The sequence below is a fragment of the Mycoplasmatota bacterium genome, assembly GCA_018394295.1.
GTDB lineage: Bacteria > Bacillota_I > Bacilli_A > Haloplasmatales > Haloplasmataceae > JAENYC01.
Genome location: CP074573.1, coordinates 133,976 through 159,091, shown reverse-complemented (window position 1 = coordinate 159,091; position 25,116 = coordinate 133,976). Strand labels below are relative to the sequence as shown.

The 25,116-nt window shown below is 25.9% G+C and carries 27 protein-coding genes and 1 other RNA gene; all 28 read right to left on the bottom strand.

Annotated elements, in window-relative coordinates; genetic code table 11:
- Positions 1-113: 113 nt before the first annotated feature.
- The 28 genes from KHQ81_00775 to eno all read right to left on the bottom strand — a co-directional run bounded on the left by KHQ81_00775 (position 114) and on the right by eno (position 25,083).
- The gene (locus KHQ81_00775; protein ID QVK19514.1) at positions 114-437 is read right to left on the bottom strand and encodes a hypothetical protein; all 324 of its coding nucleotides are present in this window, start codon (positions 435-437) and stop codon (positions 114-116) included.
- 167 nt (positions 438-604) lie between these two features.
- Positions 605-1,069 (bottom strand): HNH endonuclease, encoded by a 465-nt coding sequence (locus tag KHQ81_00770; GenBank protein ID QVK19513.1) that lies wholly within the window; start codon positions 1,067-1,069, stop codon positions 605-607.
- The gene (locus tag KHQ81_00765; protein QVK18281.1) at positions 1,066-1,386 is read right to left on the bottom strand and encodes a hypothetical protein; all 321 of its coding nucleotides are present in this window, start codon (positions 1,384-1,386) and stop codon (positions 1,066-1,068) included. The genes KHQ81_00770 and KHQ81_00765 overlap by 4 nt, the downstream gene beginning before the upstream one ends.
- 55 nt (positions 1,387-1,441) lie before the next feature.
- On the bottom strand, positions 1,442-4,027 hold the full coding sequence (locus tag KHQ81_00760; protein QVK18280.1) for a polynucleotide kinase-phosphatase: 2,586 nt from the start codon (positions 4,025-4,027) through the stop codon (positions 1,442-1,444).
- On the bottom strand, positions 4,018-5,391 hold the full coding sequence (locus KHQ81_00755) for a 3' terminal RNA ribose 2'-O-methyltransferase Hen1 (GenBank protein QVK18279.1): 1,374 nt from the start codon (positions 5,389-5,391) through the stop codon (positions 4,018-4,020). The genes KHQ81_00760 and KHQ81_00755 overlap by 10 nt, the downstream gene beginning before the upstream one ends.
- 65 nt (positions 5,392-5,456) lie before the next feature.
- Positions 5,457-5,774, bottom strand: coding sequence for a hypothetical protein (locus tag KHQ81_00750; protein QVK18278.1), 318 nt, complete (start codon positions 5,772-5,774; stop codon positions 5,457-5,459).
- A 35-nt stretch (positions 5,775-5,809) separates the two neighbouring features.
- The gene (locus tag KHQ81_00745) at positions 5,810-6,166 is read right to left on the bottom strand and encodes a hypothetical protein (GenBank protein QVK18277.1); all 357 of its coding nucleotides are present in this window, start codon (positions 6,164-6,166) and stop codon (positions 5,810-5,812) included.
- A gap of 829 nt (positions 6,167-6,995) precedes the next feature.
- A complete protein-coding gene (locus KHQ81_00740; protein ID QVK18276.1) occupies positions 6,996-7,745 on the bottom strand; it encodes a hypothetical protein in 750 nt (249 codons plus the stop codon).
- On the bottom strand, positions 7,726-8,790 hold the full coding sequence (locus KHQ81_00735) for an RNA-directed DNA polymerase (GenBank protein ID QVK18275.1): 1,065 nt from the start codon (positions 8,788-8,790) through the stop codon (positions 7,726-7,728). The genes KHQ81_00740 and KHQ81_00735 overlap by 20 nt, the downstream gene beginning before the upstream one ends.
- A gap of 210 nt (positions 8,791-9,000) precedes the next feature.
- Entirely contained in the window at positions 9,001-10,179 is a 1,179-nt protein-coding gene (locus KHQ81_00730) for a hypothetical protein (GenBank protein ID QVK18274.1), read from the bottom strand.
- A 155-nt stretch (positions 10,180-10,334) separates the two neighbouring features.
- A complete protein-coding gene (locus KHQ81_00725; protein QVK18273.1) occupies positions 10,335-10,529 on the bottom strand; it encodes a hypothetical protein in 195 nt (64 codons plus the stop codon).
- Complete coding sequence (locus KHQ81_00720; GenBank protein ID QVK18272.1) at positions 10,505-10,744, bottom strand: hypothetical protein; 240 nt, start codon at positions 10,742-10,744, stop codon at positions 10,505-10,507. Before KHQ81_00720 ends, KHQ81_00725 begins: the two co-directional genes overlap by 25 nt.
- Positions 10,745-11,451: 707 nt before the next feature.
- Entirely contained in the window at positions 11,452-12,672 is a 1,221-nt protein-coding gene (locus KHQ81_00715) for a DUF4238 domain-containing protein (GenBank protein ID QVK18271.1), read from the bottom strand.
- Positions 12,673-12,777: 105 nt separating this feature from the next.
- Entirely contained in the window at positions 12,778-14,250 is a 1,473-nt protein-coding gene (locus KHQ81_00710; GenBank protein ID QVK18270.1) for a hypothetical protein, read from the bottom strand.
- A gap of 312 nt (positions 14,251-14,562) precedes the next feature.
- The gene (locus KHQ81_00705) at positions 14,563-14,838 is read right to left on the bottom strand and encodes a hypothetical protein (GenBank protein ID QVK18269.1); all 276 of its coding nucleotides are present in this window, start codon (positions 14,836-14,838) and stop codon (positions 14,563-14,565) included.
- A gap of 261 nt (positions 14,839-15,099) precedes the next feature.
- On the bottom strand, positions 15,100-15,750 hold the full coding sequence (locus tag KHQ81_00700; GenBank protein QVK18268.1) for a class I SAM-dependent methyltransferase: 651 nt from the start codon (positions 15,748-15,750) through the stop codon (positions 15,100-15,102).
- A 15-nt stretch (positions 15,751-15,765) separates the two neighbouring features.
- A complete protein-coding gene (locus tag KHQ81_00695) occupies positions 15,766-16,512 on the bottom strand; it encodes an endonuclease III (GenBank protein ID QVK18267.1) in 747 nt (248 codons plus the stop codon).
- Positions 16,505-17,443, bottom strand: a complete 939-nt coding sequence (locus KHQ81_00690) for a hypothetical protein (GenBank protein ID QVK18266.1) — start codon at positions 17,441-17,443, stop codon at positions 16,505-16,507. The genes KHQ81_00695 and KHQ81_00690 overlap by 8 nt, the downstream gene beginning before the upstream one ends.
- Positions 17,444-18,025, bottom strand: coding sequence for a hypothetical protein (locus tag KHQ81_00685; protein QVK18265.1), 582 nt, complete (start codon positions 18,023-18,025; stop codon positions 17,444-17,446). It abuts the gene before it with no gap.
- Positions 18,026-18,274: 249 nt separating this feature from the next.
- Positions 18,275-20,020, bottom strand: coding sequence for a DUF3732 domain-containing protein (locus tag KHQ81_00680; protein QVK18264.1), 1,746 nt, complete (start codon positions 20,018-20,020; stop codon positions 18,275-18,277).
- Entirely contained in the window at positions 20,017-20,460 is a 444-nt protein-coding gene (locus tag KHQ81_00675) for a hypothetical protein (protein ID QVK18263.1), read from the bottom strand. The genes KHQ81_00680 and KHQ81_00675 overlap by 4 nt, the downstream gene beginning before the upstream one ends.
- Positions 20,450-21,583 carry a hypothetical protein gene (locus KHQ81_00670; protein ID QVK18262.1) on the bottom strand — a complete coding sequence of 378 codons (1,134 nt, stop codon included), beginning with the start codon at positions 21,581-21,583 and terminating at the stop codon, positions 20,450-20,452. The genes KHQ81_00675 and KHQ81_00670 overlap by 11 nt, the downstream gene beginning before the upstream one ends.
- A gap of 208 nt (positions 21,584-21,791) precedes the next feature.
- Positions 21,792-22,145: a transfer-messenger RNA gene (gene ssrA, locus KHQ81_00665) on the bottom strand.
- A 67-nt stretch (positions 22,146-22,212) separates the two neighbouring features.
- Complete coding sequence (locus KHQ81_00660) at positions 22,213-22,542, bottom strand: 2TM domain-containing protein (GenBank protein QVK18261.1); 330 nt, start codon at positions 22,540-22,542, stop codon at positions 22,213-22,215.
- A 12-nt stretch (positions 22,543-22,554) separates the two neighbouring features.
- Entirely contained in the window at positions 22,555-22,872 is a 318-nt protein-coding gene (locus KHQ81_00655) for a 2TM domain-containing protein (protein QVK18260.1), read from the bottom strand.
- Between the two features lie 6 nt (positions 22,873-22,878).
- Positions 22,879-23,346, bottom strand: coding sequence for an SsrA-binding protein SmpB (gene smpB, locus KHQ81_00650; GenBank protein ID QVK18259.1), 468 nt, complete (start codon positions 23,344-23,346; stop codon positions 22,879-22,881).
- Positions 23,347-23,438: 92 nt separating this feature from the next.
- Positions 23,439-23,660, bottom strand: coding sequence for a preprotein translocase subunit SecG (gene secG, locus KHQ81_00645; GenBank protein QVK18258.1), 222 nt, complete (start codon positions 23,658-23,660; stop codon positions 23,439-23,441).
- A gap of 127 nt (positions 23,661-23,787) precedes the next feature.
- Positions 23,788-25,083 (bottom strand): phosphopyruvate hydratase, encoded by a 1,296-nt coding sequence (eno, locus tag KHQ81_00640; GenBank protein ID QVK18257.1) that lies wholly within the window; start codon positions 25,081-25,083, stop codon positions 23,788-23,790.
- Positions 25,084-25,116 lie beyond the last annotated feature (33 nt).

The following is a 25,116-nucleotide window of genomic DNA, read 5'->3' as shown; positions in this document are numbered from 1 at the left end:
ATTTGATTCCTTTATTTTAGTAATCTTCTTTGCTTCTACTCTGAATAACTTTGATAATATTCTTTTATTAAGTATAAGTAATTTCTTTATTTAAGCATTAAACAATAATGTTATTAACTGATTTTATCTTTTATTTTTATCCATAAATACTTATTTTTTAGAAAAGTTATATAAATAAGATTTATCAGTATTCTCCATCCTCTGATAGAACTACCACAATCAAATTTAATAACTTCATTCTCCGAAACATAAAAATCTATTTTATTACTTCTACACCAATCAATCTTCAAATAAATTGTATGCCTACCTGGGATGACTTCAAAATTCTTTATTTCACCAGAATTAATATCCCCTATATAACTATCATCCAATATTACTTTGTATTTTCTTAGTTTATCTACATATTCTATTTTTCTAACAATTTTTATCTTCGTCATGTTTTTATTTACATTCATCTTTTTATACTTCTCCTAAATTAATAAGTTCTTTATAATTTAAATTTATATGAATTTAGAAATATTAGTTATTTTTAAGGATTCATCTAGTTTTATATCTATTAAATAGATTTTTAAAAGACCTGTCTCGTAAATCTGATATACGTACATTAATTACTAGTACCTTTGGTAATATTAATAAATTCTTTAACTTCATTAATAGAAAATGATTCGCCAGTTTTGCTATGAATAATTAAGTGACAATTAGGACAAACGGGTATTAAATCATTTATCGGATTTACTTCATATTCTTCATTTATTTGTGAAATTGGCTTTTTATGATGTACGTGAATTTTTCCTTCAAAATCTTTTCCATAAAAAGATCCAAAATCAAATCCACATATTTGACATTTTGCGCCGTAAAATTTAATACATTCCTCTCTTGCACTTAAGTTTCTTTCATTTTTATTAACAATTATTTGCTTTTTTGCGCCTTCTTTTAAACTGCCAACCTCATTAAGATCTTCAGGAACAAATTTATAGATTTTACTTCTTATTAGAGTAAGTAAAGCTATAAGATACTTTGTATCTATTTTTTGCTTGGATTGATTAAATCCTTTAAATTCTTTAACTATTTTTTAAATTTATCAGATGTAATAGGATTAAATATTTTGATACTGTCTTTCTTTAACAAAAATGCACCTTTATATGGAGATTTTATATTATCTTCATCAATACTAATTAAGTTAGCTGAAGCTATAATTTGTCCTTTATATTGAAATAGAAAAAGTGAATTAGGTATAGCTTTTATTCTGGTTTTATAATAATACTTACCTCTAGCTCTATTCATTAAAGTTGTCATAAAGAAGTCGTGTTGTACCTCAATGGTACTCTTGTTCTTCATATCATCATCTTTTGAGCTCATCGGAATAATTCTAATTTCAGAAATCATATATTTACTACCATTCTCCCATAATCTATAAAATGAATTTAAATTCTTATATACTTTATAATCTTGGATCAACAGCATCACTTTCCATCGATAAAACACCAAATACACACTCATGTATTCGATATAATGGTTCTCCTTGAACAAAACGTTTTAATGCTTCTAATCCTAATGAGAATTCTTTAATTGCCATTGATCTCTTTTTACTCAGTCCACGCTTTTTAAGTGTATCTAGGTTTTCTTTGAAATCATATTCTGGTCCATAAATTATTCTTAAATATTCTTTACCTCTACATTTAATGGCTGGTTGGAGAGGTCCTTTCTTGCCATAATTAATAAACTCTTTTGGTTTAACGACCATTCCTTCTCCACCTTGTTTAGTAAGGTCTAACCACCAATCGATTCCTTTTTGAATACTTGCTTCGTTATTTTTTACTATAATATAATTAGTTCTTTTAATAATGGAATCTTTAGTATCAAAATACTGTTCAATTGTTTTCATATGCCAGATATGATTTTTATCAGCATGAACAAAACCTTCAGTTGCTAATATGTGAAATGGAGCTAATTTCAAGTCATCAATACTTACAACATCCCAACAATAATTTTGATAGGCTTTAATGTAGTTATTTATTTTTGTATATCGCTCTTTTGTTTTTTCTATCAATTGATTAATATCAAAAGAACTAGCTCCTCCATTTTTGTTATTCATAATATATTGATTTTGTACATCCTTGACTTGTTCTAATAATTCATTCGCCTTTTTCAAAGATACTTTCCCTGCTAATCCTATAGGAGCATATTGATCATGTATAAGATGTTGTGCCTTTATGGACCATGGCATTAATTCATTATCCAATACTACCCAGTCTGTATTGAAATCATCCCAAAAATTTGTCTTGTCTAATATACCTTTAACTTTGTTTAAGAAATCTTGTTCAAGACTGCGGTCATTGAAGAAATTTCGTCCTGTTCGCGTATAACAAATACCAATTTCTCCATTCATCGCATTAAACTTTTCTTTCGCAGTTGCTTGATTTTTACAAAGAACAATAATAGCTCTTGATCCCATATGTTTTTCTTCACATACGATTTCTTCTATCCCATTACTAAAGTAATAATTAAAGGCTTCAGTTGGATACTCAAGGTATGCATCATCTTTTGAGGTTTCAGATGGTGACATTGTTGGAGGTAAATAAACAAGCCAATTAGGATTAATAGCAAAACGACTCATTGTTTCAAAGGCTGCTATGTTGTTTTCTTCTTTTAACTTTATCTGATTTAATAAACGAGTATAAATCACCTTATTACCCAGAACATCTTTAGCATAAATTAAATTCTTATCTATTCGAATAGCTTGATCATTCTTAAAATTAACATTATCATCACAGTAAATGTCATTAGCTAAAACACTTACACATTCTAATTCAGGATATCGTAAGGCTGTTAATTCTCCACCAAAAACACAGCCGGTATCAATACAAAAGGTATTATTGGATTGATAAACCTTTTTTTGAGGGACATGTCCATAGACTACGACAGCATCTCCACGATAATCGCTGGTCCAATCATTTCTAATTGGCAGTCCCTCTTCATCCTTTTCTCCAGTAACATCACCGAATATAGAAAAACTTCGAACTCTACCCGATGTTCGTCCATGATAATGTTCTGGTAAACCAGCATGTGCTACGACTAATTTACCATCATCTAGTACATAGTGACTTACCGATTGATCAATAAATATTTGTAGCTTCTCTTTAAATTCATCTGTTTCTTTTTTTAATTGTTTTAATGTACTATCAAGGCCATGATTAATAGAAACATTTTTACCACTTAATTTCCTTAAGAGTTTTATTTCATGATTACCTGGAATGAAAAAGGCGATTTTTTCTTCAACACATGTCATGACTAATTTAAATGTTTCTACAGATTTCGGTCCTCGGTCATTTAAATCACCAAGGAAAATTAACCTTCTATTTTCCGGTGCCGTGATTTTTACACCATATTTTTTGGTATAATCAGTTTCAACTTTATAGTTTAGTCGAGTCAATAATTCAATCAGTTCGTCATAGCAACCATGTACATCTCCTATAATATCAAAAGGACCTTTTTCATCTTTTTTATTATTCCATGACTTCTTCCGCTCAATTGTCACTAATTCTAATTCTTCTAACGATTTAATAACATAGATAAACCGGAACCCCTCTTGTTTTAAATGACGAATACTTCTTCTAACCTCATCAGCATGGTGCTTTATAACATACTGACCAATCTGGCGATCTTCTCGTTCTCTATTTCTTTCTTTTAAAAGAGCTACGGGTAAATTTAAAACAATCGCTACCGGAAAACAGTCATTATTCTTAGCAATCGAAATGAGTTTTTTTCTAGCTGATTTTTGAATATTAGTAGCATCAACAACTGTTAATCGTCCTAATTTCAAACGCTTATCTACAATCGTATGTAATAAATCAAATGCTTCTTGATTAACTGATTGATTATTTTCATCATCTGATAAAATCATTCTACAATAATCAGATGAGACAACTTCACTACTATTAAAATGTGCTTTTGAGAACGTAGTCTTTCCTGAAGACGAAGCACCTATTAACACAACTAACGATAAATCAGGTACTTTTATTTGCATAGTGCGAACACCCCCATTTGTGTTGGAGCACCAATTTGATCAATGGTTTCACCAATTTCTTTAAACGTGACATCATATCTATATTCTTTGGCCATCCTTAGACACCAAGTTTCAAATTCATTTCTACTCCATTCAAATCTGTGATCAGGATGCCTTAAATTAGATTCTTTCATGCCATAATATTCGTTATACTCTTTATTTGGTGTTGTAACGATAACGAATTTTGGTCTTGCATTTTCAAATATATTCTTTTCTAACATCCATAAACGATCATAATCTATATGTTCAATCACTTCGATTAAAGTTGCTAGGTCATAACCTAGAAATCGTTCATCAATATAAGTTAATGATCCTTGAATAAGTTTCACCTTATCTCTTCTGTTAGGTGCTAATTCATCTAATTTTAATCTTTGTTTAGCTCGTTCTAATTGAGAATAGGATATATCTACACCCGTAATTTTGTTTATACGATTATTATTAATTATTTTTCCAATTAATTTACCTTCACCACAACCTAAATCGATAATTTTACTTGCATTAGTGTTTAAAATTGCTTCTACTACTGCATTCATTCTTAGTTTATTTAGTTTTAATTTTTTATTTAATTTCTCAATATCTTGTTCCTCTTCTTTTTCATCACTGTCTTCAAACAATCTTTTTACTGCCTGATTATATAAACTCTTCATTTTAATCATATATCTTGATATAATTTCTTCTTTAAAAGGATGACTCTGAATCCATGGTTCTCCATATCGTTCTAACTTATCAATTTCATTCTCACTCACAAAATAATGCTTGTCTATATCAAGTGATGGAACTAATATATAAATATGTCTTAGAACTTCTTTAATAGTGGTTTTCTTTTTAATTGTGATGTTGTAGTAATTCCCTTTACCCCAATGTGGATGATTTTCATCTAATAAAAATTCTTCAACCTCCACTTGGTACTTTAAAGGTTCTGATGCGAAAAAATCATAAATTATTTTCTTTCCACCTTTACAAGGTACCATGGTTAATGATGCTTGTATCGGTACTTCTTCATCCACTAGTTCAGGTCGCTTTTGACATATTCCTGATAATGCAGTACTAAAAACTTTAGCAATTGCGACACTTAAAAATGACGAAGATGTATAAGGTCTGTCATTTACATAATCAAAAATACTGTTTTTTGATTTACGAACTAAATTCACTGAGTTAATGTCTAACAACATTGACATAGTACACGATGTATCACTTATTTCAGGATAAAATATATAGGCTCTTCCTTTACTAATATCAACCGATTGTGGTCGATACGGGTTCTTATGTAAAAGATAACCCAAATCACTTGCGTTTTGTTTTTCATAGGTAATTGTTAATATCACGTTACTTCCCTCATTCCTAGATTATTGAATATTTTATAAATTCGATTTAGTGGATAAAAACTAATTTATTCCAGTGGTTCAATTTCATTCCCGTATTTTTCTACAAGTTTGTTATAATCATTTTTATATTTATTAACAAGATCTATTTTATCTACTGACAAACACCTAGGTTTTCTTTTTCCAATGATAGAATAACACTCTAAGACTGTTTCATTAGAATCAACAACTCCCGATATACTAAAAAATCTTACTCCCTCTAAACCCTCAGTGTCTGGTAGTTTGGATTTTAACCATGCAAATTGTTCAAATGTTAAGGAATTATCCGGAATATATAATTCCTTTAAATATATAAGTTTGACAAGACTTTTAAGAAACTCTAACACATCATAATTCTTTACTATATCAAGAGCAAGTGACTCTAAATTTTCATATTAAATATATTGGAAAGATCGTCAATCATAAGTTTAGATGTGAATGATGATAATCCATTGCATCCCATTAACCTCAATTTCTTAATGTTTGCATTTTTCAAATATGAAAAATCAATTATTTTATTACAATCAACCATTTGTAAAGTTTGCAACTTAGGGGTAAATGTCATATTCCATAATTTTGTTGCTTTTCTGTTCCAATAAAAATTTAAATATTCTATATTATTTAATTTTTCAAGTGGAGATAAATCTTTAATATCTTTACACTGAAATAATGATAAACTTACTAATGTCTTAGGAACAAACTTTATAAATTCTTCAAATCCAGTTTGGTCTAAAAACAAATTTTAATTGTTCTAGCATCTTTAAACTTTTGTAAATCTTCTAAATTTTCTGTGGTAATTGAATGTTCTACTTCTCTTTTTCCGTCAGTGGGAACAAATATTAAATCAAATTGAATCATTCTCATATCCTGTTCTGATTATATTCTATTAAATATAAATAACCTTAAAATTGAATCTTTCTGGTCTTTTCTTTCCTTTACTCTTTTACTAATTTCAGCGAATCGACCAAACTCAATAATTTAGGTTTTCTCTTGTGCTACCTGTAAATTTCTTGAATGTCATGGGGATATGGATTCAACAAAAGCAAAGAGGATTGATAAAATAGGTAAAGTTGAGTATCAATATTCTTCAAGTAGTATTCTTGATAATTTATTATCTAGAATGAAAAGACAGGCATATATACCTTTGCCTGTACGTTGTGCTAACATTGATAAAATCGGAAGTACTATCTCTAGGGCTTATAAACCCTAAAAAATTAATTATATCTCATCTTTTACGATACTTCTTCTAATTATACAAAAACATCAATCTTTCCAGTCTCGGTCTTTCGAGGCTACAACTTCAGTATTCACTTCCGGCTCGAAAGTTCCTTTGACTACACTTAAACCTCACATTACTGCTTCATCTCCAAGACTAAGTACTAGTTGTTGGTTAGACTTTACTAGATGAGATTCGCACTCATTATATGATAACAGCTTACAAATCTAGAGAAATATTCCCTAGAAATGAAACAAGAAACTCTTGGTCTCTTTGTTTTCATGACGTTCTGGAGATGGCCAGTGCCATTACATATCCACTTCATATTTTCCAAAGTGTTATATTTTAAATATTATAATAGCACTTGTAAATTTTTTTCTTTTAACTTTAAAATTTTAATTTTTCGTCCATAATATCCATATTTCACTTTAGTTTGTGGTATTTTATACTTTAATGCTTTATCACAAATTTCAAGGGCTTTATCATATTGTTGTCTATTTGTGTATATTATTATCAACTGTGTAAATGATCTAACATTATAACTATCTTGAATTATTTTTCTCATTTTATTTAAATTGCTCTCTATTAGTTGAATATCTTTTATACAATATTCAATAGTTTTTTCAACATTAAATTCAGAAATTTTTCTCATTTTATAATAATAATTAATTAAAAATAAATATGTTCTGTGTATTTCTTCTAATAATGGAATTATTCTTTTTTTATTTTCAAAGAAATTAATTACTTTTTTTCTTTCTTTTATCAAATTTAATCTTTTTAGAAGATAATCCTCTTGATTAGTTATCATATCATTTAAAAAAATAATACTATTAGACAATTTTTTTAAATCAAAGTTAATTTTAAATCCTTTATTTAGAAAATTTATTTTAAAATTTTCAATTAATTTGTTTAGAGTAATGATTAAGCCTTGAACTTCATTAACATCAAGAGTCATATTAATTTTAGTACAATTATTTTTGATAGAATTAATTGTATAGTTCGAGTGACGTATTTTTAACCGTTTACAAAAACGACACATGTTATGTTCATTCAATTTTAATATAAATTTAAATCCCCATCTATTACAATACGGGCATCTCATCAAATCCCCCTCTAACAAGATTAGGTTTATTTTCAATATTTAGTTCATTATAAAGACTAAATAATTGTTTTCCTTTTTCTTTATCTATACTATAAACATACAGTATTTTCCCTTTAAGATGTTCAGCATAATGTTTATTTTTAAACCCAACATAATTAAGGTGTGATTCAAGTCCAAATTTTCTAATATAGTATAATTCTTGCTTTATTTTATCTATGTATCTTTTTTGAATAGTGACATATCCATTATTTATTACTAACCCATTAATAATCTTTGTGCTATTCTTTCCATAGAATCTAATTTTCTTCAGGTTAAGTTTAAAGCCTTCATCTTCAATAATGTTAGATACAGTATACAATAATTTATCATTAATTTTATTTTCAGCACCAGAAAATGTTAAATCATCAGCATATCTAGAGTATTTTATACCTATGACATAAGACAAACCTTTCAATCTTAAATCTAATTTATAAGCTACTATATTTGAAATAATTGGACTAGTCGGAGCACCCTGTGGTAATCCATTATTATAAGTAACCAGTCTTGTTAAATCGTAAGACACTTCTCTTGAATAACCACATATTTTATTAAACACATAATAGACTCGTCCTTTATGGATACTGGGAAAGAAATTTTCTATATCCATAATTAATACTTTTTCACCTTCTCGATGGTAGGTTGCATTAGCTAAAATAGATTTTTGTTTCCTAAAACCAAATGCACTTTCATCAATTTTAATATTTTCTAAAATATTATTTTTAATAAAATATTGTATATCCATAAGTATTTGATCAGGTATAGTTATTTTTCTTCTTCCACCACTTTTTTTAGCCATATAATATACATGATAATATTTATTAGTATTTTTCAATAATTTAAGATAATCATTCCATTTTATACCAACTTTATTGGAAATATGGTATCCATTTAAAATGATTGGATAATCATCTTTAATATTACCTAAATTAGATAATAATTTTTGTTTTTCATTAAAACTTATGTCGCTATTTTCAATTTTTTTCCTATATAAATTTTTATTTTCCATAATAAATTTCCCTCCTAGCCAACTCCTTGCTATAAGAGTTTGTGTGTAAATATAAATATTCTTTGGCACAGCTGTGCGAAAGGTATTTATACACACTCAAATACATTAGACTTCAAGACGAGTATACTTCGCAGTCTGTGAAGTCGGATGATTACTAGAAACCTAATTACCATGCAAATGACTCATTTGCCCTCCTAGAAGGGAAACTTATTAACTAGATTGATTAGCTAAAAACACATCTGTTTTTTTCTTCCGCTCTATTCCCTCTTTTTTTAATACTACTAAAATTCGATTTGTTAAATCTTTCATATTTTTTATTAGGTATTGGTTTAAAATATTTATATAACCATCAATAAATGTAATTATCTTTTTATATTTCAAATTAGCTATAATTTCATTGATTTGATTATGATTATCATAGCCTAAAATTTTTTTAATTTCATTGAATTGAATGTTTTTTTTAACAAAAAATAGATAAATTACTTTATATTCCTCAAAAGTTATTTCTAGTTTTTTACTAATTTTTTTATAAAAATCATATAATAGCTTTTTATTATTTTTAAAAACCTCTATTCTATATCTTGTTATCATTTTTAGTCCAATTTCCCTGTCAAGAAGAGGTATCCATTTTTGACCATCTTTTATAATATCATCTCTCCAAATCATAGAAATATTGTTATTTGGTGATATTCCCATTAGAGATATCATGGCCCCCGTATTGTTGTAACCATAATATTCCTTTGAATATATTAGTCCATTACATATTTTCTTAATATAATTAATAGTTTTAATATCGTTAACTTTATGTTCAAAATTTTTTTCTACTATTACATTTTTTTTATGTATTTCAACATTATTTTGTTTATAAGATTTTAGAAATTTCTTTAAGTTAGATATTGCTAATTCCTGCCACACAAAAGCAATAATTATAAATTTACAATTTTGAAAAGATTTATTTATTAAGACATTATTTATGATAGTATTACCACTACCTACATAGTCATCTAATATAATTAAAGTTTTATTCTTAACTGTGTGTTTTATTTTAGATAAATCTAATATTTCATCATAAATTATACCTTGTTGTCTTAAATTAGATATTATATTATTTGAACTACTACTTATTTTGTTCTTATAAGCAAGTATGAAATCATAATCAAATATTTCTTCAGTCATAGTTCTAGTAAAAAATGAGTTTATTTGTGATTGTCTATACCATGTAATATTTTCTATTACATTTACTAACAATACCTTATTAAAATTATGTGATTCATTATCTAAAAAAGTTAAAAAGTATTCTTTATAAAATTCAACATCATAAGGAAAGAGAGTTTTGTCCTCCACAATATTTTCTGAGTATTTTTCTATTCTTTTTATCATAGTTGACATTTTTTATCCATCCTTTAGTTTATAATAATTATAACATATACTGACATTATTTTACATAATATTATGTTTGTAATGTTATTTAGTAAACTACTTGTAAATTTACTTAATACATTTACATTTTAATCTATATCTTGAGAATCATAATCCTTATCCTTCTATAGATCAATTATACTTTGTATATGTTCATCCTCTGTAGTAAAAACCCAAAAATCACCATTTTTTACTATACTTTTGAAGAATATAATAACATGTTGACAATCTGTAATATAAGTATCTTTTATTGCTTCAGCTATTTCATCAGAAAAATAAGATTTAAACTGTGAACCTAACTTAGTTGCATATTCCCACAAAATATCTCGCATGATAAATATAATGTTGGTACACTATCTAAATATTCTATATTATTTAGTAGATTTAATATATTATGGTCATCTTGTAAGTAAGTTGTTACAGCATTTTGATAATCATAAATTTCATGTCTATAATTTAATTTTTTCTCTTTTAATATATTAAAAACTTCTAAAGGTTCTAATCCATTAAGTTCGTCTAAAATATCTTCTTTCATTCTTTCAAAACTTGAAGATATTATTATAATCTAATTTTTCTCAGAAAACACATCTAAAGAATCAAATTCAGGTTTATATAAAGATAATGCCTTTTTCTTAGCCTTTATACTAAATACACCAAGAAGTTTAAGTGCTTCATATTTATTAGAATTTATATACATTATTTATTATTTATTCTTTTTCCTCCAAAGTATGTGGAAGTAATCCATTCAATCATCTGTTCGTGTTCTTTTTCCGTAAATAAGCTTTCTTTTTCTTTTAATAAAAATATAAATCTGCATATTTATTCCAATCATCGAAAGGATTGATTGATAAGCTCCAAAAATTATTTTTGAGTTCTTCTTATCTTTTCAAAGATAAATATATAGCCATTTTTGCTTTTATAGGTTGATCTGAAAAGATAAATCCAATAAAAATAATCTCTAATTAATTTACCTTCTAAAAATGGTACAGATTCTTTTAACCAAATAACCATTGTACTACTTAATTTGTGACCATATAAATCTACCTGGTCAATCTACTAAGAGATTGTATTGTTTATGTTCATCTAACTGCCACCCTAATACAGATTTGATACTTATACATATTTGGTTTATCCAAATAAATAATGGTATATAATTGGTTTAAATTCATTACTTAACATAAATTGCAATTGCAGTTAACTTTTATTTTGTATAATTAAAATTAAAATGACAATTACTTTATTTTAACTTTTCCTTATTACAACTTCACTACCTAAAAAATTATTTTTAATATTAGGCGTATTAGCCCTGTACATATCGTTATATGCCCGTATTGATTTACAAATTCTTGATGAATTCAAAAAAGAAAAATGTTTTTTTGACTCATTGAGCATTAAACAATTAATTAAAATAACTTCACTATTATTAAGTTTTTGTATTGGATATATAAATTTGTCCTCATTATTATATAAGGTATTTAATTGTTCTAATTTATTAGATATATAGATATAGTGAATTTTCCGAATATTTTTTCTGTAATATTCTTGAATTTCTTTCTTTATTGAATATACTTCTTTATTAATATAATCATTAAAAGGAGGACTAAAACGTCTTTGATTTAGAGTAATACTCATTTCATAATGCCTAATTTCAATACCAACTGCATTTGATTTCTTTGCAACTACTATTGCTTTTTTAGGTGATATAGGGAAAAACATAAAGGTCTCTATTTTACTTGTCTTATTCTTTAGTTCATATTCTAAAATTTCTTTAGCTTTACATAAGTAATTTTTTGATACCATTTCTGCTGCTTCTTTAAAATTTTCTACTTCATTTTCGGGGATTTGAACAGGGATCATTTCAGATACTCTACCTATATCATTAATTATAAATTCTTCATCATCATTTTCAAAAATACATAAGTGTGATTGATTAATTTCACTTGTAAAATGACGAACAGATTCAATTGGACATTTAGGACTACAAAGGAAGTCCCATTCATTATGTATAATGGTAAACATTTCCCTTTTCCAAAAATCTAATTTTGATTCACCTTCATTAATTGATAAATCTGAAAGTTCTATTTTATCTTTAATATTTTCTTTTATATAATATGACATGTTGGTTTCTGTTCTATAAATAGTTATAAGTAAATATTTTTTTATTAATTTTAACTCATCTCTATTCATCACAAAATTTTTATTAGAATTAAATATTCTCTTTATAATTGGTGCTACTTTACTTTCTAGATATTGACCCAAATCTTTTTCTAATTGTTTAATATCATCAAATTGAGTAGAATCGTATAAATTGTGTACCATATAAGCATTAGATATTTTCATTGTTTCTACTTCATTTGTAAAATTATGATATACATTTATAAATGCTTCACCAACACTGTCATTTTCTTTACTAAAGTTTCTTAAAATAAATTGTGGTATAAAATGGTGTCTAACGTATTTCATAATCCTATCCCCTTATCAAAATAAATAATTATCAAATTTCCAGTACAATAGTTTTACTTTTGGGTTTATGAATTTTTAATTTGTACTGGAAAATTAAATAAATATTTAAATTACTTCATCAATTCGAACTTTTGATGCTGATTTTTTGTTATCTTTTCTTGCATCAATTAAAATTATCGCTTCATCATTTAAATTAAGTTCCCTTAAAATATTAAGAACGTGATTTTGTTCTTGTTCAGTAAAGCATAGTATTACCTTTATTGTTTTTGCTTCTCTATTTGCCTTTTTATAAACTTCAACTTGTTTTGCTAGATTATGTTTTAGTTGCGTATTACTTGCTAACTTAAACTCTATTAATGTTTTATCATTTGATCCAATTGATGTTTTAAAATCAACTGGACCTCTTCCATTATTTACCTCTGCATTTATATCTGATTTAGAACTATACCAAGTTAATTTATACATGATTTGTAAGTCTTCTTCTTTTTTTATTGGTTGGCCATTAAAATAGAATATTCTATATCCATCCATATCTTCGATAACGGTTTTTAGATATTTTACTCTTTCTAATGCCTCATCAAAACTTGTTGGATTTATATCATAAAATGATGTTTTATTTGCTAGTAAATTAATTATTTCACTAAATTGTTCTACATAAACTTTTGTAGAATACTTTACTTTTTCATCACTATTAGATGTTGCAGAATCCTTATTATTTTCCTTTCTTTTAATATAATAATCTATTATAATTGGTAACTCTTTAATTAATTCTGCATAAACTTTTTTACGCTCATCCTGCTTCATATCGTCCTTCAAAGATTTACTTAAATAGTTATTAATTTGTGCTCTTAATGATTCATTGTCTATCGTGTTTACTATATATGTAAAGCTATTTATCATATCCATACTATTAATAAAGTTATCATCCTTTGTTAACATATCTCTGGGTGTTAAAATAACATAATCCCCATAAAAATTAGGTAGTATATAAGTATCACTTTCCCATGATTCAGTAACATAATTAAATCTTACCTTTTCAACTGTAAATTCATTTACCAACTTAGAGTCAATATATTTTCTTGTAAACTCCTGTGTATATTCCAATAAATAATCTTTTATTAAATTTGTAGTAAAATCACTTAAATTATCTTTACCAACTCCTGAATCAATTAGACAAAGTTTTTCCATATGACTTTCTTTTGTTATATTCTCATTCCCAAATGAAGAAAAAACAGAATGTAAGTTTCTATTCAATGCATTAGCAAATGACATACCTAAACCACTACCACTATTACCAACCTTTGAAAATCCAAGCCAATTTTGTTTAACTTCTTTAAAAGCAAACCAAGATTTTAATAAACCTCTATTAACTTTACCCTCAAGTGATTTATCTCTTAAAAAACCTAAGTATTTTATTATACATTGATGTAATTTCTGATATTCCTGTTTTTTACTATTGAAAAGTAGAAAAGGATCAATAAACAGTGGTAAATCTCCTATTAATGAAATATTAAAAGCACCATACTCTTCTAAATCTTTACTATTGATATTAAAAAAATCTGAAAAATAGACGTTCATACTTAAACCTCAATTCATAATATATATAGTTACATTATATCAAAAAAACACTGAAAATTCAGTGATTTTTCTACATATTAATACAATATTTTTATTATCTAGGGTTATACTCCATTGCTACACAACATTCGACATGTGAAACAAGGCAAGTTCTATGAATTATATCCTTTCATCATTTATATGAAAGTTTTATTTTAGTATAAGAATTGAAAATGAATAATCTTCTTTGCTTTCTTGATTTGTTAACGTAAACTTGACTTTATTGTTTACTGTTAGTGAAGAATTCCATTTAGATGATATAAAATATTCTCTTTAAATGTTTTCCTCTTGACAAAGTGTTTTATTTATCCAATCAATAGTAGCAGATTTATCTTTACTATTTTTCACAACTATAATAGATTTGTCAGAAAGTTCTATTCTTAAGTTTCCATTTTTTAATTTGAAAATATGATATATATCAATTAACTTAAAATCTTCATGATTAATTTTTTGACCAGTATTACATTCATCTTGATGTCTTACTTCACCTTTAATATTACATAATGTATAGTCATGATAATAAATTTGTTTATAACACCAATGTTTCATACGAACACTTCCTTACACTTTGATAAAGTACAAAAATATATGTGATACCTGTCCTCTCTCTTTAACTATTATGGTAATATTCTTACTAAATTTAATAAGATTTAGTGATTTTACAGATAATTTCTTTTAATGTGTATTTTAATCATAAAATTGACTATTTTTTTCATATACAAAAGTCCAGCACGTATAGGATAGTATCCACATCCATCTATTAGTTTAAAAATAAAGAAATAATTAACAATTTAACTCTTTAATATTAAATTATTTTAAACATTTTTTCATTATTATCCAAATATGACTTTCATCACTTCCATAATCTTTTTCGTCTCCTAATACTTTAATAGAAAACCCACATGAGATAGCCATACTATGAAATTTTTCGAAATTAAAATGACTCCAACACATAGGTTTTCCACAAAAATTATCTTTATATTTAATATCCCCAGAATCCTCACTACGTACGTTCATCAAAACAATACCATTATCTAATAATAAATTATAAATTTTTTTCAACAAATAATTATGATTAGATCTATGAATATGAAAAAAAGAATAAAATAAGAGAATTCCAGTAAATTTATTAGAAAATTTATAACTTAAAAAATCATCATATATAAATTTTGCATTGGGGATATTTTTTTTTGCCATACTGATATGTTTTTTACTAAAATCAATTCCTGTAAGATAACAGCCATTTTTAACAAGATAATCATCATATGGTAGTCCTGTTCCACAACCAAGATCTAATACTTTTTTTACTGGTGATTTTAAACTAATAATAAAACTATCAATTGACTCTTTTTCGAATTTAGTTAACTGCCTATTTTCTCTATATTTTTTCCAATAATTATTTATTTCATATGATCTTTTTATTATTCTTTTAAAATTATTGTAATATATTAGATTTTGCATTTTCTAACTCCCACCTTACTTTATGTTTATATTAGTATATTTCATACAATGCTTTTCTATAGGACAAAGATTACATTCTGGATTTTTCGGTCTACATATATCTCTACCAATAGCCCAAAACATAGATGTTAAATATCCCGGAAACTGAGGATAAATTTTTTTAGCTGCATTATATATATCTTCGATTTTATCATTTTCACATAATCCTGCTCTAAGAAAGATACGTCGTATATGGATATCATAAACTATATTTATATTTTCTTTATCTATCAAGTCTAAGTTAAAATCTCTTACTAATAATAAACAACCTAATGATGCTTTTTTGTGACTAATACCTTTAAATTCTTGTAACCTCATTATAAGTTCTTTGGCTGATGTATTTTTCCATATATTACTTGCATTACCATCATATTTATAAACTAAAATTTTGCTAGCATAAATTAAATATTTTGCTATATTCTTGGGGTATCTATGTAATGATGGCTTTTTTTTAATAATAGTTTCCATCTCTTCTTCATTAATCTCATTTGCTATTCTTTTTATATTGAAATATCCTATTCTTTCTTTTAATCTTAATGGCAATGACCATGCTAATTCTGCTTTAATTGATTGATCCGAAATGAGTCCAAATAGAAATGCATTAGGATTAGTTATCAAAAATTTTTTTACCTCATCTTCTAATAAATTACCTTTAAAAATATTATAATTATTTACAATTTCTTTTTCATATATTTGAAGGGATTTAAAAATTTCATTATACATAATTGATTACCTCTTTTTTTTCAGTATTAGTTATTGCCCATTTATCACTATTTTTATATTTTGGAACATTAGCATCAGACCAGTTTATTATTTTAATTTTTGATTTATCCTTATATTTATACCAGTATAGCAATTCCATACAAGAATAAATATCTAAATTTTCTATCTCAATATATAAATTATTCATATTTGTAAAAAATAATAAATTATCTGCTTTATTTAATAAAGTAATTCTGTCAATAATATAATTCTCTTTTGCCTTTTCACCATAGATATTTCTATATAAGTAATATGATAAAATATTATGAGGCGAAATTGGACAAATTCCATTTTTATAACAATAAAATCTTGTCCAATCAATATGTTTAAAATTATAAAAATTCGCTACAATATACGAATGAGATAATCCATTTTCAGGATTTGATAGAATTAATTTATTTTTAATAGATTCTATGTCTACTTTATTATGCTTATTGATGATCTGATTAATATCATTTTCATGTAAAATGTTAAATTTAATTTCTTTAATTAATTCAACAGAATCAAAAATAGTAATTAAATTAATATCACTTTTTTTTTCATTTTTCCAAACCATCATTTCTGCTAAAACACCTTCTGGAATATGATTATTAAGCGGGTTAAAAATCCACATTTCATCACACATTAATTCAGTTTTTATGCAATCAATCATTACAGGTATTTTATTTCCTTCATGAGTGGTAGTTGAGACATAATATCCTAAAGTTGCTTCAGGATTAATAGGAATATAACCTCTTTTCATTGTAATTTCCATCATGTCCATAAGAAATTGCATAAAATCTCCGTCGAATGATGTATAAACTAACTTCTTTTGTTCAAAATTTTCTAATTTTTTAATTAAATTATTATCTATATTTTTTTGACTTATTAACTTTATTATCTCTTCAATCATTTAAAATTTCTCCCCATAATCTTTAATAATTTTTTTAATTATCCCAACAAATTTTATTTTGCTTTCTTCATCATAATTATTTTCAAAACTATAATCAAAAATCCCTTGTTTTTCTAATTTATATAAAGCTTTTTTTTCTTCTTCTATGTATTTTATCCGAATACTATTATTTACAATATTTTTATCTCGCTGTTCTATTGCATCTATAATTTTTTCTTTGGATTTAATTTTAATATATAAGAGGATCGTATTTTGATGATATGCTTTGAAGCTATCTATAGCCGAATAATGTAATTCCCCTAATAAAATTTTTCCTGAGGTAAAATCATTTTTAAAAAATGCATAATTAGTATTATAAAGTCTATTAATTATACATAATTCTCCTTGATTCTTTTTTTTAAAAAAATCCATTTCACTTAAAAAATATTTATCGATTTTATCTTGCTCACCAGTTCTAGGACTTCTATCAGTTACAGCTATTAATTTATATATTTCATCTGTATTTTTTATAATATAATCTCTTAACGTACTTTTACCCGACCCAGATATACCAAACACTAAAATAATTAACGTTTTTTTCATATATTCCCCCAAAAATATATTATTCGATTATTATTATTTATATTTTAGAAAGCCTTTTCCTTTATTAAATCATAAAATATTCAATTCTATTTTTCTATATTTTTTTGCAAAATATTGCTAAAAATAATTGATTAATTAAATATTTTTAACATTTATTCTTAATAATGATAAATTTTATTTAACTTATAAACATAATATATTTCATTCTTATTTACTCAATAAAGGTTTTCTATTAATTCTTTTAAAATCTTATACTAATGTATCAAAATTTAAATTATATATTAACTGTTTATTATCTTTATCTACATAATGTTGATAATCTAATTTATCAATTATTATTAACTGAAAATCTTTTATGTTCTTTAAAAAAATACATAAATAAGATAAAACTCCTTTAAATGTTTTTAAATCTTCAGGTAATTCCACATTGTATGGTTTACTTAAATAATCTATAACTAAAAATGATAAGATAAATTTATCATAATAGTCTTTTGCATATTGATGTAATGATGTAAATAATAGTAAGTGTTCAATCATAAAATTAGATTCACTACCAAGGATTTCCTTATAATCATATAATTTAAATTCTAATTTTTTCTTAGACATATTAAAGAAAGCTTTTAAGTTTTTATTTTCATATCCCTTTATATATACCTTTAATTTTTCTAAATTTTCATTTAAAATTTCATTTATATCAAACAGAACACTATCTTTGTTTGGATATTTTTCTAATTTTTTTTCTAACTTTTTTAATTCTTTTTCAATTTTTTTGATATTATTTTCGTCTATATCTTGTTTTTCATTTTTACTAATAAAATCTATTATTTTAATTTTCCCTAATAACTCTATATAATCCTTATAATTATTTTCTAAAGATATTTGATTACTAATTCTCTTTATATCTTTTTGTACACTATCCAAACTTTCTTTTATCACTTTTATTCTCTCATTAACATCTATTCTTATTTCTGTTATTAATTTCTTATCTTTTTTTAATCTCATTAATTCTTCTGTAATTGCTTCTATAAAATATTCGGCTAAAAGGCTTGTTTGTTTATATTTATCAAAATATTTTATAACGTTATTTTCCTCTTCCTCTTTATCAAATAATCTCTCACTTTTATTTAGTTCATTATTATAACTTTCAAGACTCCGTAACTTTTGAATTAATTTAAATTCTTTTTCTTTAAGCCTATACATATCATTATTATATATCTTTGAAGTATATAAATTATTATTAAACTGTTCTCTTAGATCACCTAAAGATGTACATGATAATGTATTGACCCCTAACTCTGAAGCTTCTTTAAAAAGGCTGTCAATATACTTATGATATTTGTTACTTTCATTATCATCATCATTATTTATTTTATTTAATTTATCTTCTAATTTTTTTTTCTGTACAAGTAATTCTAATTTATCTAAAGTATATATTCCCAAGGCTATATCCATTGCTGCAGGGAAAGTTCCTAAATATTGTCTATTATTCAGTTTATCAAAAAATTGATCTTTACTACTTATTATTTCTTGTGATATAGTGTTAAAAAGTAAAAATGGCCTATATGATAATTTGCTATTTTTTACAGTTGCTGGGCCACCATAAGCACGATGTTTTTCTGAATCTAAATTAAATTTTTTATTTATTATTTCTTTAATATTCTTTATACTAGAATTTTTCTTATCTACATTTTTTGGAAGAAAGTTACTAAAATATACATTGTTACTAGCTTTATTAGTTTCACCGCTTTCCCTACCAATAAAATAATTTTGATCATTTAATTTAAATTCAATACCATACCAATTAACTTGTCTATCTATTTCACTTGGTATATCCTTTCCAGATGACAAAAAACAATAGTCTAATACACTAAAGAAACTACTTTTTCCAGTATTACTACTACCTTTTATTATATTTATTTTATTATTTTTAAAATTATGGGTTTTAATTGTTCCATCTTTTTTCCATAACACTATTTTTTTTATATGAAATTTCATAATATCACCCCAGTACGCAAGAATAATTCTTGTGTCTTTATTTTAAATATGTTACCAGTTAGTTTAATACAAATTTCCATTCTTTTAGTAGAAATATTATTTAAATTATATTTTGTATAAATATCCTTATTTAATATTATCTGATTACCTTTTAAATCAATTAAAGAACATTCAGATAAGAACAACAATGATTCCGCAATAGATTCATAATAATAATCTATTCTATTTTTGGTTATTTCAATATAATCAGGAAATTCAATACTATAATCTACTAGACTACTGTAAATTTTTTTCTTCTTCTCAAATTCATCTAAAAGTGTATTATTACTGTAAAAAGCTACTATAAAATAAACATTTAATACTTCGATTTTTTCAAATTTAATTAAATAAGTAAGTAAAATAATTATTGTTGTGTTAAAATTTTTATACTTACTCCTCATTTTTATATTTCTCCTCCCATTTTGGCAACCAACCTATTCTTAATTCATCAGATAATTTTAAAAAACATCCCTTACTAGTAATATCCTCTAAACTTATATTACCAATTTTTATATTTTTATTTAATGTATCTGTAAAGCACTTCTTACCTTTAGATATATCATCAGCTATTAGTCTTTTACATTCCATAAAAACACTCTTCCAATTTTGTATAACAAACTTTAAACTATCATCTATTTCTTTATCTGTTGCAAATTTATATTTCATTATTTCTATCATATTATTTATATAATTCAAATAATTTGTTGATAGTGTTATAATGTCGTCTTCATCATTTACTACACCAATATCTTGAGCTTGAACAATAAAGAACTTTTTTATAAAATCTTTAATATTATTACATTCATAAAATGATTCAACAAATTTATTAGATCTTATTCGATCAGCTAATTTACAACCAAATTTAAAATACTCTTCAAATGTAACCTCAAATTTTTTCTTTTCATTTGTATCTTTAAATTGTCTTAATTTTAATTCCCCAATTAGTTTTTTTAAAAATAATATTTGTTTTTCTTCAGGAATTAGAAATCTATAAAGATTATCATAAATTTTTTCGATTATATTAATATCTTGAATAAATTTTATATTTTTGAGAATAGAACTCATATTCTTATTTTCTATTACATCACTAATGTATTTCTCAATATCCTCATTCGAAGTATTATTTTTATAATCCTCTATTCTACGTTTTATATCGGAAAAAGTACACACGTTTTCTTGATATTTTTCAATATATTTTACTAGTTTATTTGTTATTAATGCGTTTGTAACTATAAAAAATGTTGTATTACTAAAATTAATTCCTTGTAAACTACCCCAATTATAAAGTGTTTTCCAAAAAGCTTCAGACAAATCAGATATATTACTCGAAGTTAGATATTTTAATTGATATACCTCCATTTTATTTATTCTAACAATTGATATATCATCTACTTCTTCGTATCTTATAGTCTCTCCCCGTTTACTATTCATTAATTTATATAGGAAATAAAAGAATTGATAATTAAATCCTTGCTCTTGCATAAGATTTGATATACTAGAAACTTTTTCATTACTTTCAGACATTATTTCACTCCTTTATATTTAATTTAACTTGGTGGACCCCTCTCCACCATATCCGCGTCCATTTTCCTCATTTTATTTTGATTTTGACGTATTTCTAAATTGACTATTTTTGTCAAATAAAAAAGTCCTTGATTATATCATAAATCAAAGACATGTTAATTTCAATAGTTATATCTATATTATTTGATTATTTTGTACGTAAATATCATGGTGGAGATGGCGGGAGTCGAACCCGCGTCCGAAAACACCGAACACTTGACTTTCTACAGGTTTAGACTATCTTTAAAATTTAACGAACAAACTGCCGATAGACAGGCTATTTGCTAGCGATCCTTATTCATCTTCTTCTAACATCCTAAGGAGGCGGATGTTAGCGTAGCCCACTATCAATGAGCCCCTAGACAACTACATGGGCAATAGTCGAATGGAGCCGAGCTTATTTAATTAAGCTGCGAATTGTAAATTATTTTTTCCGGTTATTTAAACCTCTACAGTTTAACGTGATGTTAAGCACGACCTGCTTATCAAGTTCAAATGCCCCCGTCGAATCCGTAACATCCCCATATTTATATATTACCCGGGATTACTCCCGGATAATAATTATAACATTTTCACATATATTGTCAATGTTATTCTGGCTTAATATGCTTTTTAATTTTTTCCATCTCTTTATTTATCACATTAGCGTTATATTTAAAATTAAGTTCTTGTATTGTTTCAAAAATATGAAACAATAAACCTAGACCCCAACCAGCTAAAACCCAACCTGGCCAAAAAGTAACATCAAAATTAAAATCAAAATCAGAACTAAAATAATAAATAAAAAGTAAAAATGCATTGACGAAAACATAAGCTGCGATATGAGAATACAATTCTCTTTTTATTTTAATTCTTTTTTTCGCTAGATTAATTAACTCTTCTTCAGAAAACTCTTTTTTTGAGAAATCAAATTTATCCATTTTATATCCTCCCTAATTTTTTAAACTTCTTTTTATTTTTTCTACTTCTTTATTTAATACTTTTGTATTATATGTAAATCTTAATTCCTGTATCGACTTTGATATATTTAATATTAACGCAACACCCCAAATTGATAATGGCCAAACAAACCAAGGCATTCCCTTATCATCAGGATCTTTTGTCAAAAAGTAGATTATAATAAGAAATAGATTTACAACGATATAAGAAAAGATTTTTGAACACATATTTCTTCTTAACTTAATCCGTCTTATCGCTATCTTTTCTAATTCCTCATCTGTATACTCTTTAGGAAACATATCTTCTCCCATTAACCATTACCCCCTATATTTATCTTTCATCGCTCTTTCTATCTGTCTATTTGAATCTTTTATCTTAAGCGCTTCTCTTTTATCATACTGCTTTTTCCCCTTAGCTAAAGCAATCTCTAACTTAGCAAATCCATCCTTTAAATACAACTTTAAAGGAATTAATGAATACCCTTGCTGTTGTTGTAATCCAAATAAACGACTAATTTCTTTTTTATGTAAAAGCAATCTTCTTGTTCTTGTTGGTTCATGATTACCTTTTGTCCCAAAATCATATTGTGTTATATGCATATTATTAATATATGCTTGATTACTATCAATATGAGCATAAGCATCCTTAATACTTGCTTTCCCTTGTCTAATCGATTTTATTTCAGTACCTTCTAACACAATACCAGCTTCATAAGTATCTTCAATAAAATAATCATGATAAGCCTTTTTATTTTGCGCAATAATCTTTCCAAATCCTTTTGGCATACTATCACACCCTTATTCCATTCTACATTTAGTTTATCACATAAAATTATAATTTAAAACAAAAAAATCCCGAAGATCTACGGGATTTTCAATTAAAATTGCTTAGTAAGAACTGCCAATACAATAAATATTATAACCGAAACCAATGTCCCACGACTTAAAAATAATTCAACACCGCGTTCTTTTTGATTCTTAAATAATTCGGTATTAGCGCCTGTTAATGCTTCGCCTAATCCACCCTTAGATTCTTGTAAAGCTACAAACGTGATTACAATCATAGCATCTATTAATAAAAACCAATCTAGAAAATTCATAGGTAGCCTCCTTAGTTTATATAATCCCTTACTATTATAAACCATATTTCTCATATTGTAAACATTTTTTAGACAGTGATAGAAAAAGCACCAAAATCGGTGCCTTTTTTATCATTAATTAATTGTCTTACTTATTTAAATTATATAATGCTTTTAACCCTAAGAATTTTGCTGTATCTTCTAACTCATCTTCAATACGTAATAATTGATTATATTTGGCAATTCTATCCGTACGAGACATAGAACCTGTTTTAATTTGACCAGCATTTGTTGCAACAGCGATATCAGCGATTGTTGTATCTTCAGTTTCACCAGAACGATGTGAAATAACTGATGTAAATCCAGCTTTTTTAGCCATTTCAATTGCTTCAAAAGTTTCTGTTAATGTACCAATTTGATTAACTTTAATTAAGATAGAGTTTGATACATTTGTTTCAATTCCTCTTGCTAAGAATTCAGTATTTGTAACGAATAAATCATCACCAACTAATTGAACTTTTTTACCTAAACGACGAGTTAACTCAGCCCAACCTTCCCAGTCAGTTTCAGCTAAACCATCTTCAATTGAAATGATTGGATATTTTTCAACTAACTCTTCGAAGAATTTAACCATATCTTCATAAGAGAAATTCATTTGATTTTGACGTTCCATGTTGTAAACATTCGCTTTAGCATCATAGAATTCACTTGCTGCACAGTCTAATGCGATATAGATATCTTCACCTGGTTTATAACCAGCTTTTTTGATTGCTTCAACAATTGTATCTAATGCTTCATAAACACCTTCAACTTGAGGTGCAAATCCACCTTCGTCACCAACAGAAGTATTATAACCTTTTTCTTTTAATACTTTTTTAAGATTGTGGAAAACTTCTGCTCCCATTCTTACAGCTTCACTAAATGATTTAGCACCAAGTGGCATAACCATGAATTCTTGGAAATCAACACCAGAATCAGCATGTTTTCCACCATTGATGATATTCATCATTGGAACTGGTAATTCTTTTGCGTTAAATCCACCTAAATATAAGTATAATGGTAATCCAACATAATCAGCTGCAGCATGTGCACAAGCAATAGATACTGCTAAAATCGCATTTGCTCCTAATTTACCTTTATTTGGAGTTCCATCTAAATCAATCATTAAATGGTCGATTGCAACTTGTTGTGTTACATCCATACCAATAACTTCAGGCGCAATTACTTCATTTACATTACGTACAGCTTGTAAAACACCTTTTCCTAAAAATCTACCTTTATCATTATCACGTAATTCTACCGCTTCATTCTCACCAGTTGATGCTCCTGATGGCACGATTCCACGACCAAACGCACCACTTTCTGTATAAACTTCAACCTCTACTGTAGGATTCCCACGAGAATCAATTACTTCGCGTGCATATACATCTGTAATATATGGCATATTTGACAACTCCTTTTAGTTTTCATTTTTTTT

Coding starts and splice junctions, on each gene's coding strand:
- KHQ81_00775 (QVK19514.1), bottom strand. CDS start 437: ATGACGAAGATAAAAATTGTTAGAAAAATAGAATATGTAGATAAACTA.
- KHQ81_00765 (QVK18281.1), bottom strand. CDS start 1,386: ATGATTTCTGAAATTAGAATTATTCCGATGAGCTCAAAAGATGATGAT.
- KHQ81_00760 (QVK18280.1), bottom strand. CDS start 4,027: ATGCAAATAAAAGTACCTGATTTATCGTTAGTTGTGTTAATAGGTGCT.
- KHQ81_00740 (QVK18276.1), bottom strand. CDS start 7,745: ATGAGATGCCCGTATTGTAATAGATGGGGATTTAAATTTATATTAAAA.
- KHQ81_00735 (QVK18275.1), bottom strand. CDS start 8,790: ATGGAAAATAAAAATTTATATAGGAAAAAAATTGAAAATAGCGACATA.
- KHQ81_00730 (QVK18274.1), bottom strand. CDS start 10,179: ATGTCAACTATGATAAAAAGAATAGAAAAATACTCAGAAAATATTGTG.
- KHQ81_00720 (QVK18272.1), bottom strand. CDS start 10,744: ATGAAAGAAGATATTTTAGACGAACTTAATGGATTAGAACCTTTAGAA.
- KHQ81_00715 (QVK18271.1), bottom strand. CDS start 12,672: ATGAAATACGTTAGACACCATTTTATACCACAATTTATTTTAAGAAAC.
- KHQ81_00710 (QVK18270.1), bottom strand. CDS start 14,250: ATGAACGTCTATTTTTCAGATTTTTTTAATATCAATAGTAAAGATTTA.
- KHQ81_00705 (QVK18269.1), bottom strand. CDS start 14,838: ATGAAACATTGGTGTTATAAACAAATTTATTATCATGACTATACATTA.
- KHQ81_00700 (QVK18268.1), bottom strand. CDS start 15,750: ATGCAAAATCTAATATATTACAATAATTTTAAAAGAATAATAAAAAGA.
- KHQ81_00695 (QVK18267.1), bottom strand. CDS start 16,512: ATGTATAATGAAATTTTTAAATCCCTTCAAATATATGAAAAAGAAATT.
- KHQ81_00690 (QVK18266.1), bottom strand. CDS start 17,443: ATGATTGAAGAGATAATAAAGTTAATAAGTCAAAAAAATATAGATAAT.
- KHQ81_00685 (QVK18265.1), bottom strand. CDS start 18,025: ATGAAAAAAACGTTAATTATTTTAGTGTTTGGTATATCTGGGTCGGGT.
- KHQ81_00680 (QVK18264.1), bottom strand. CDS start 20,020: ATGAAATTTCATATAAAAAAAATAGTGTTATGGAAAAAAGATGGAACA.
- KHQ81_00675 (QVK18263.1), bottom strand. CDS start 20,460: ATGAGGAGTAAGTATAAAAATTTTAACACAACAATAATTATTTTACTT.
- KHQ81_00670 (QVK18262.1), bottom strand. CDS start 21,583: ATGTCTGAAAGTAATGAAAAAGTTTCTAGTATATCAAATCTTATGCAA.
- KHQ81_00660 (QVK18261.1), bottom strand. CDS start 22,542: ATGGATAAATTTGATTTCTCAAAAAAAGAGTTTTCTGAAGAAGAGTTA.
- KHQ81_00655 (QVK18260.1), bottom strand. CDS start 22,872: ATGGGAGAAGATATGTTTCCTAAAGAGTATACAGATGAGGAATTAGAA.
- smpB (QVK18259.1), bottom strand. CDS start 23,346: ATGCCAAAAGGATTTGGAAAGATTATTGCGCAAAATAAAAAGGCTTAT.
- secG (QVK18258.1), bottom strand. CDS start 23,660: ATGAATTTTCTAGATTGGTTTTTATTAATAGATGCTATGATTGTAATC.
- eno (QVK18257.1), bottom strand. CDS start 25,083: ATGCCATATATTACAGATGTATATGCACGCGAAGTAATTGATTCTCGT.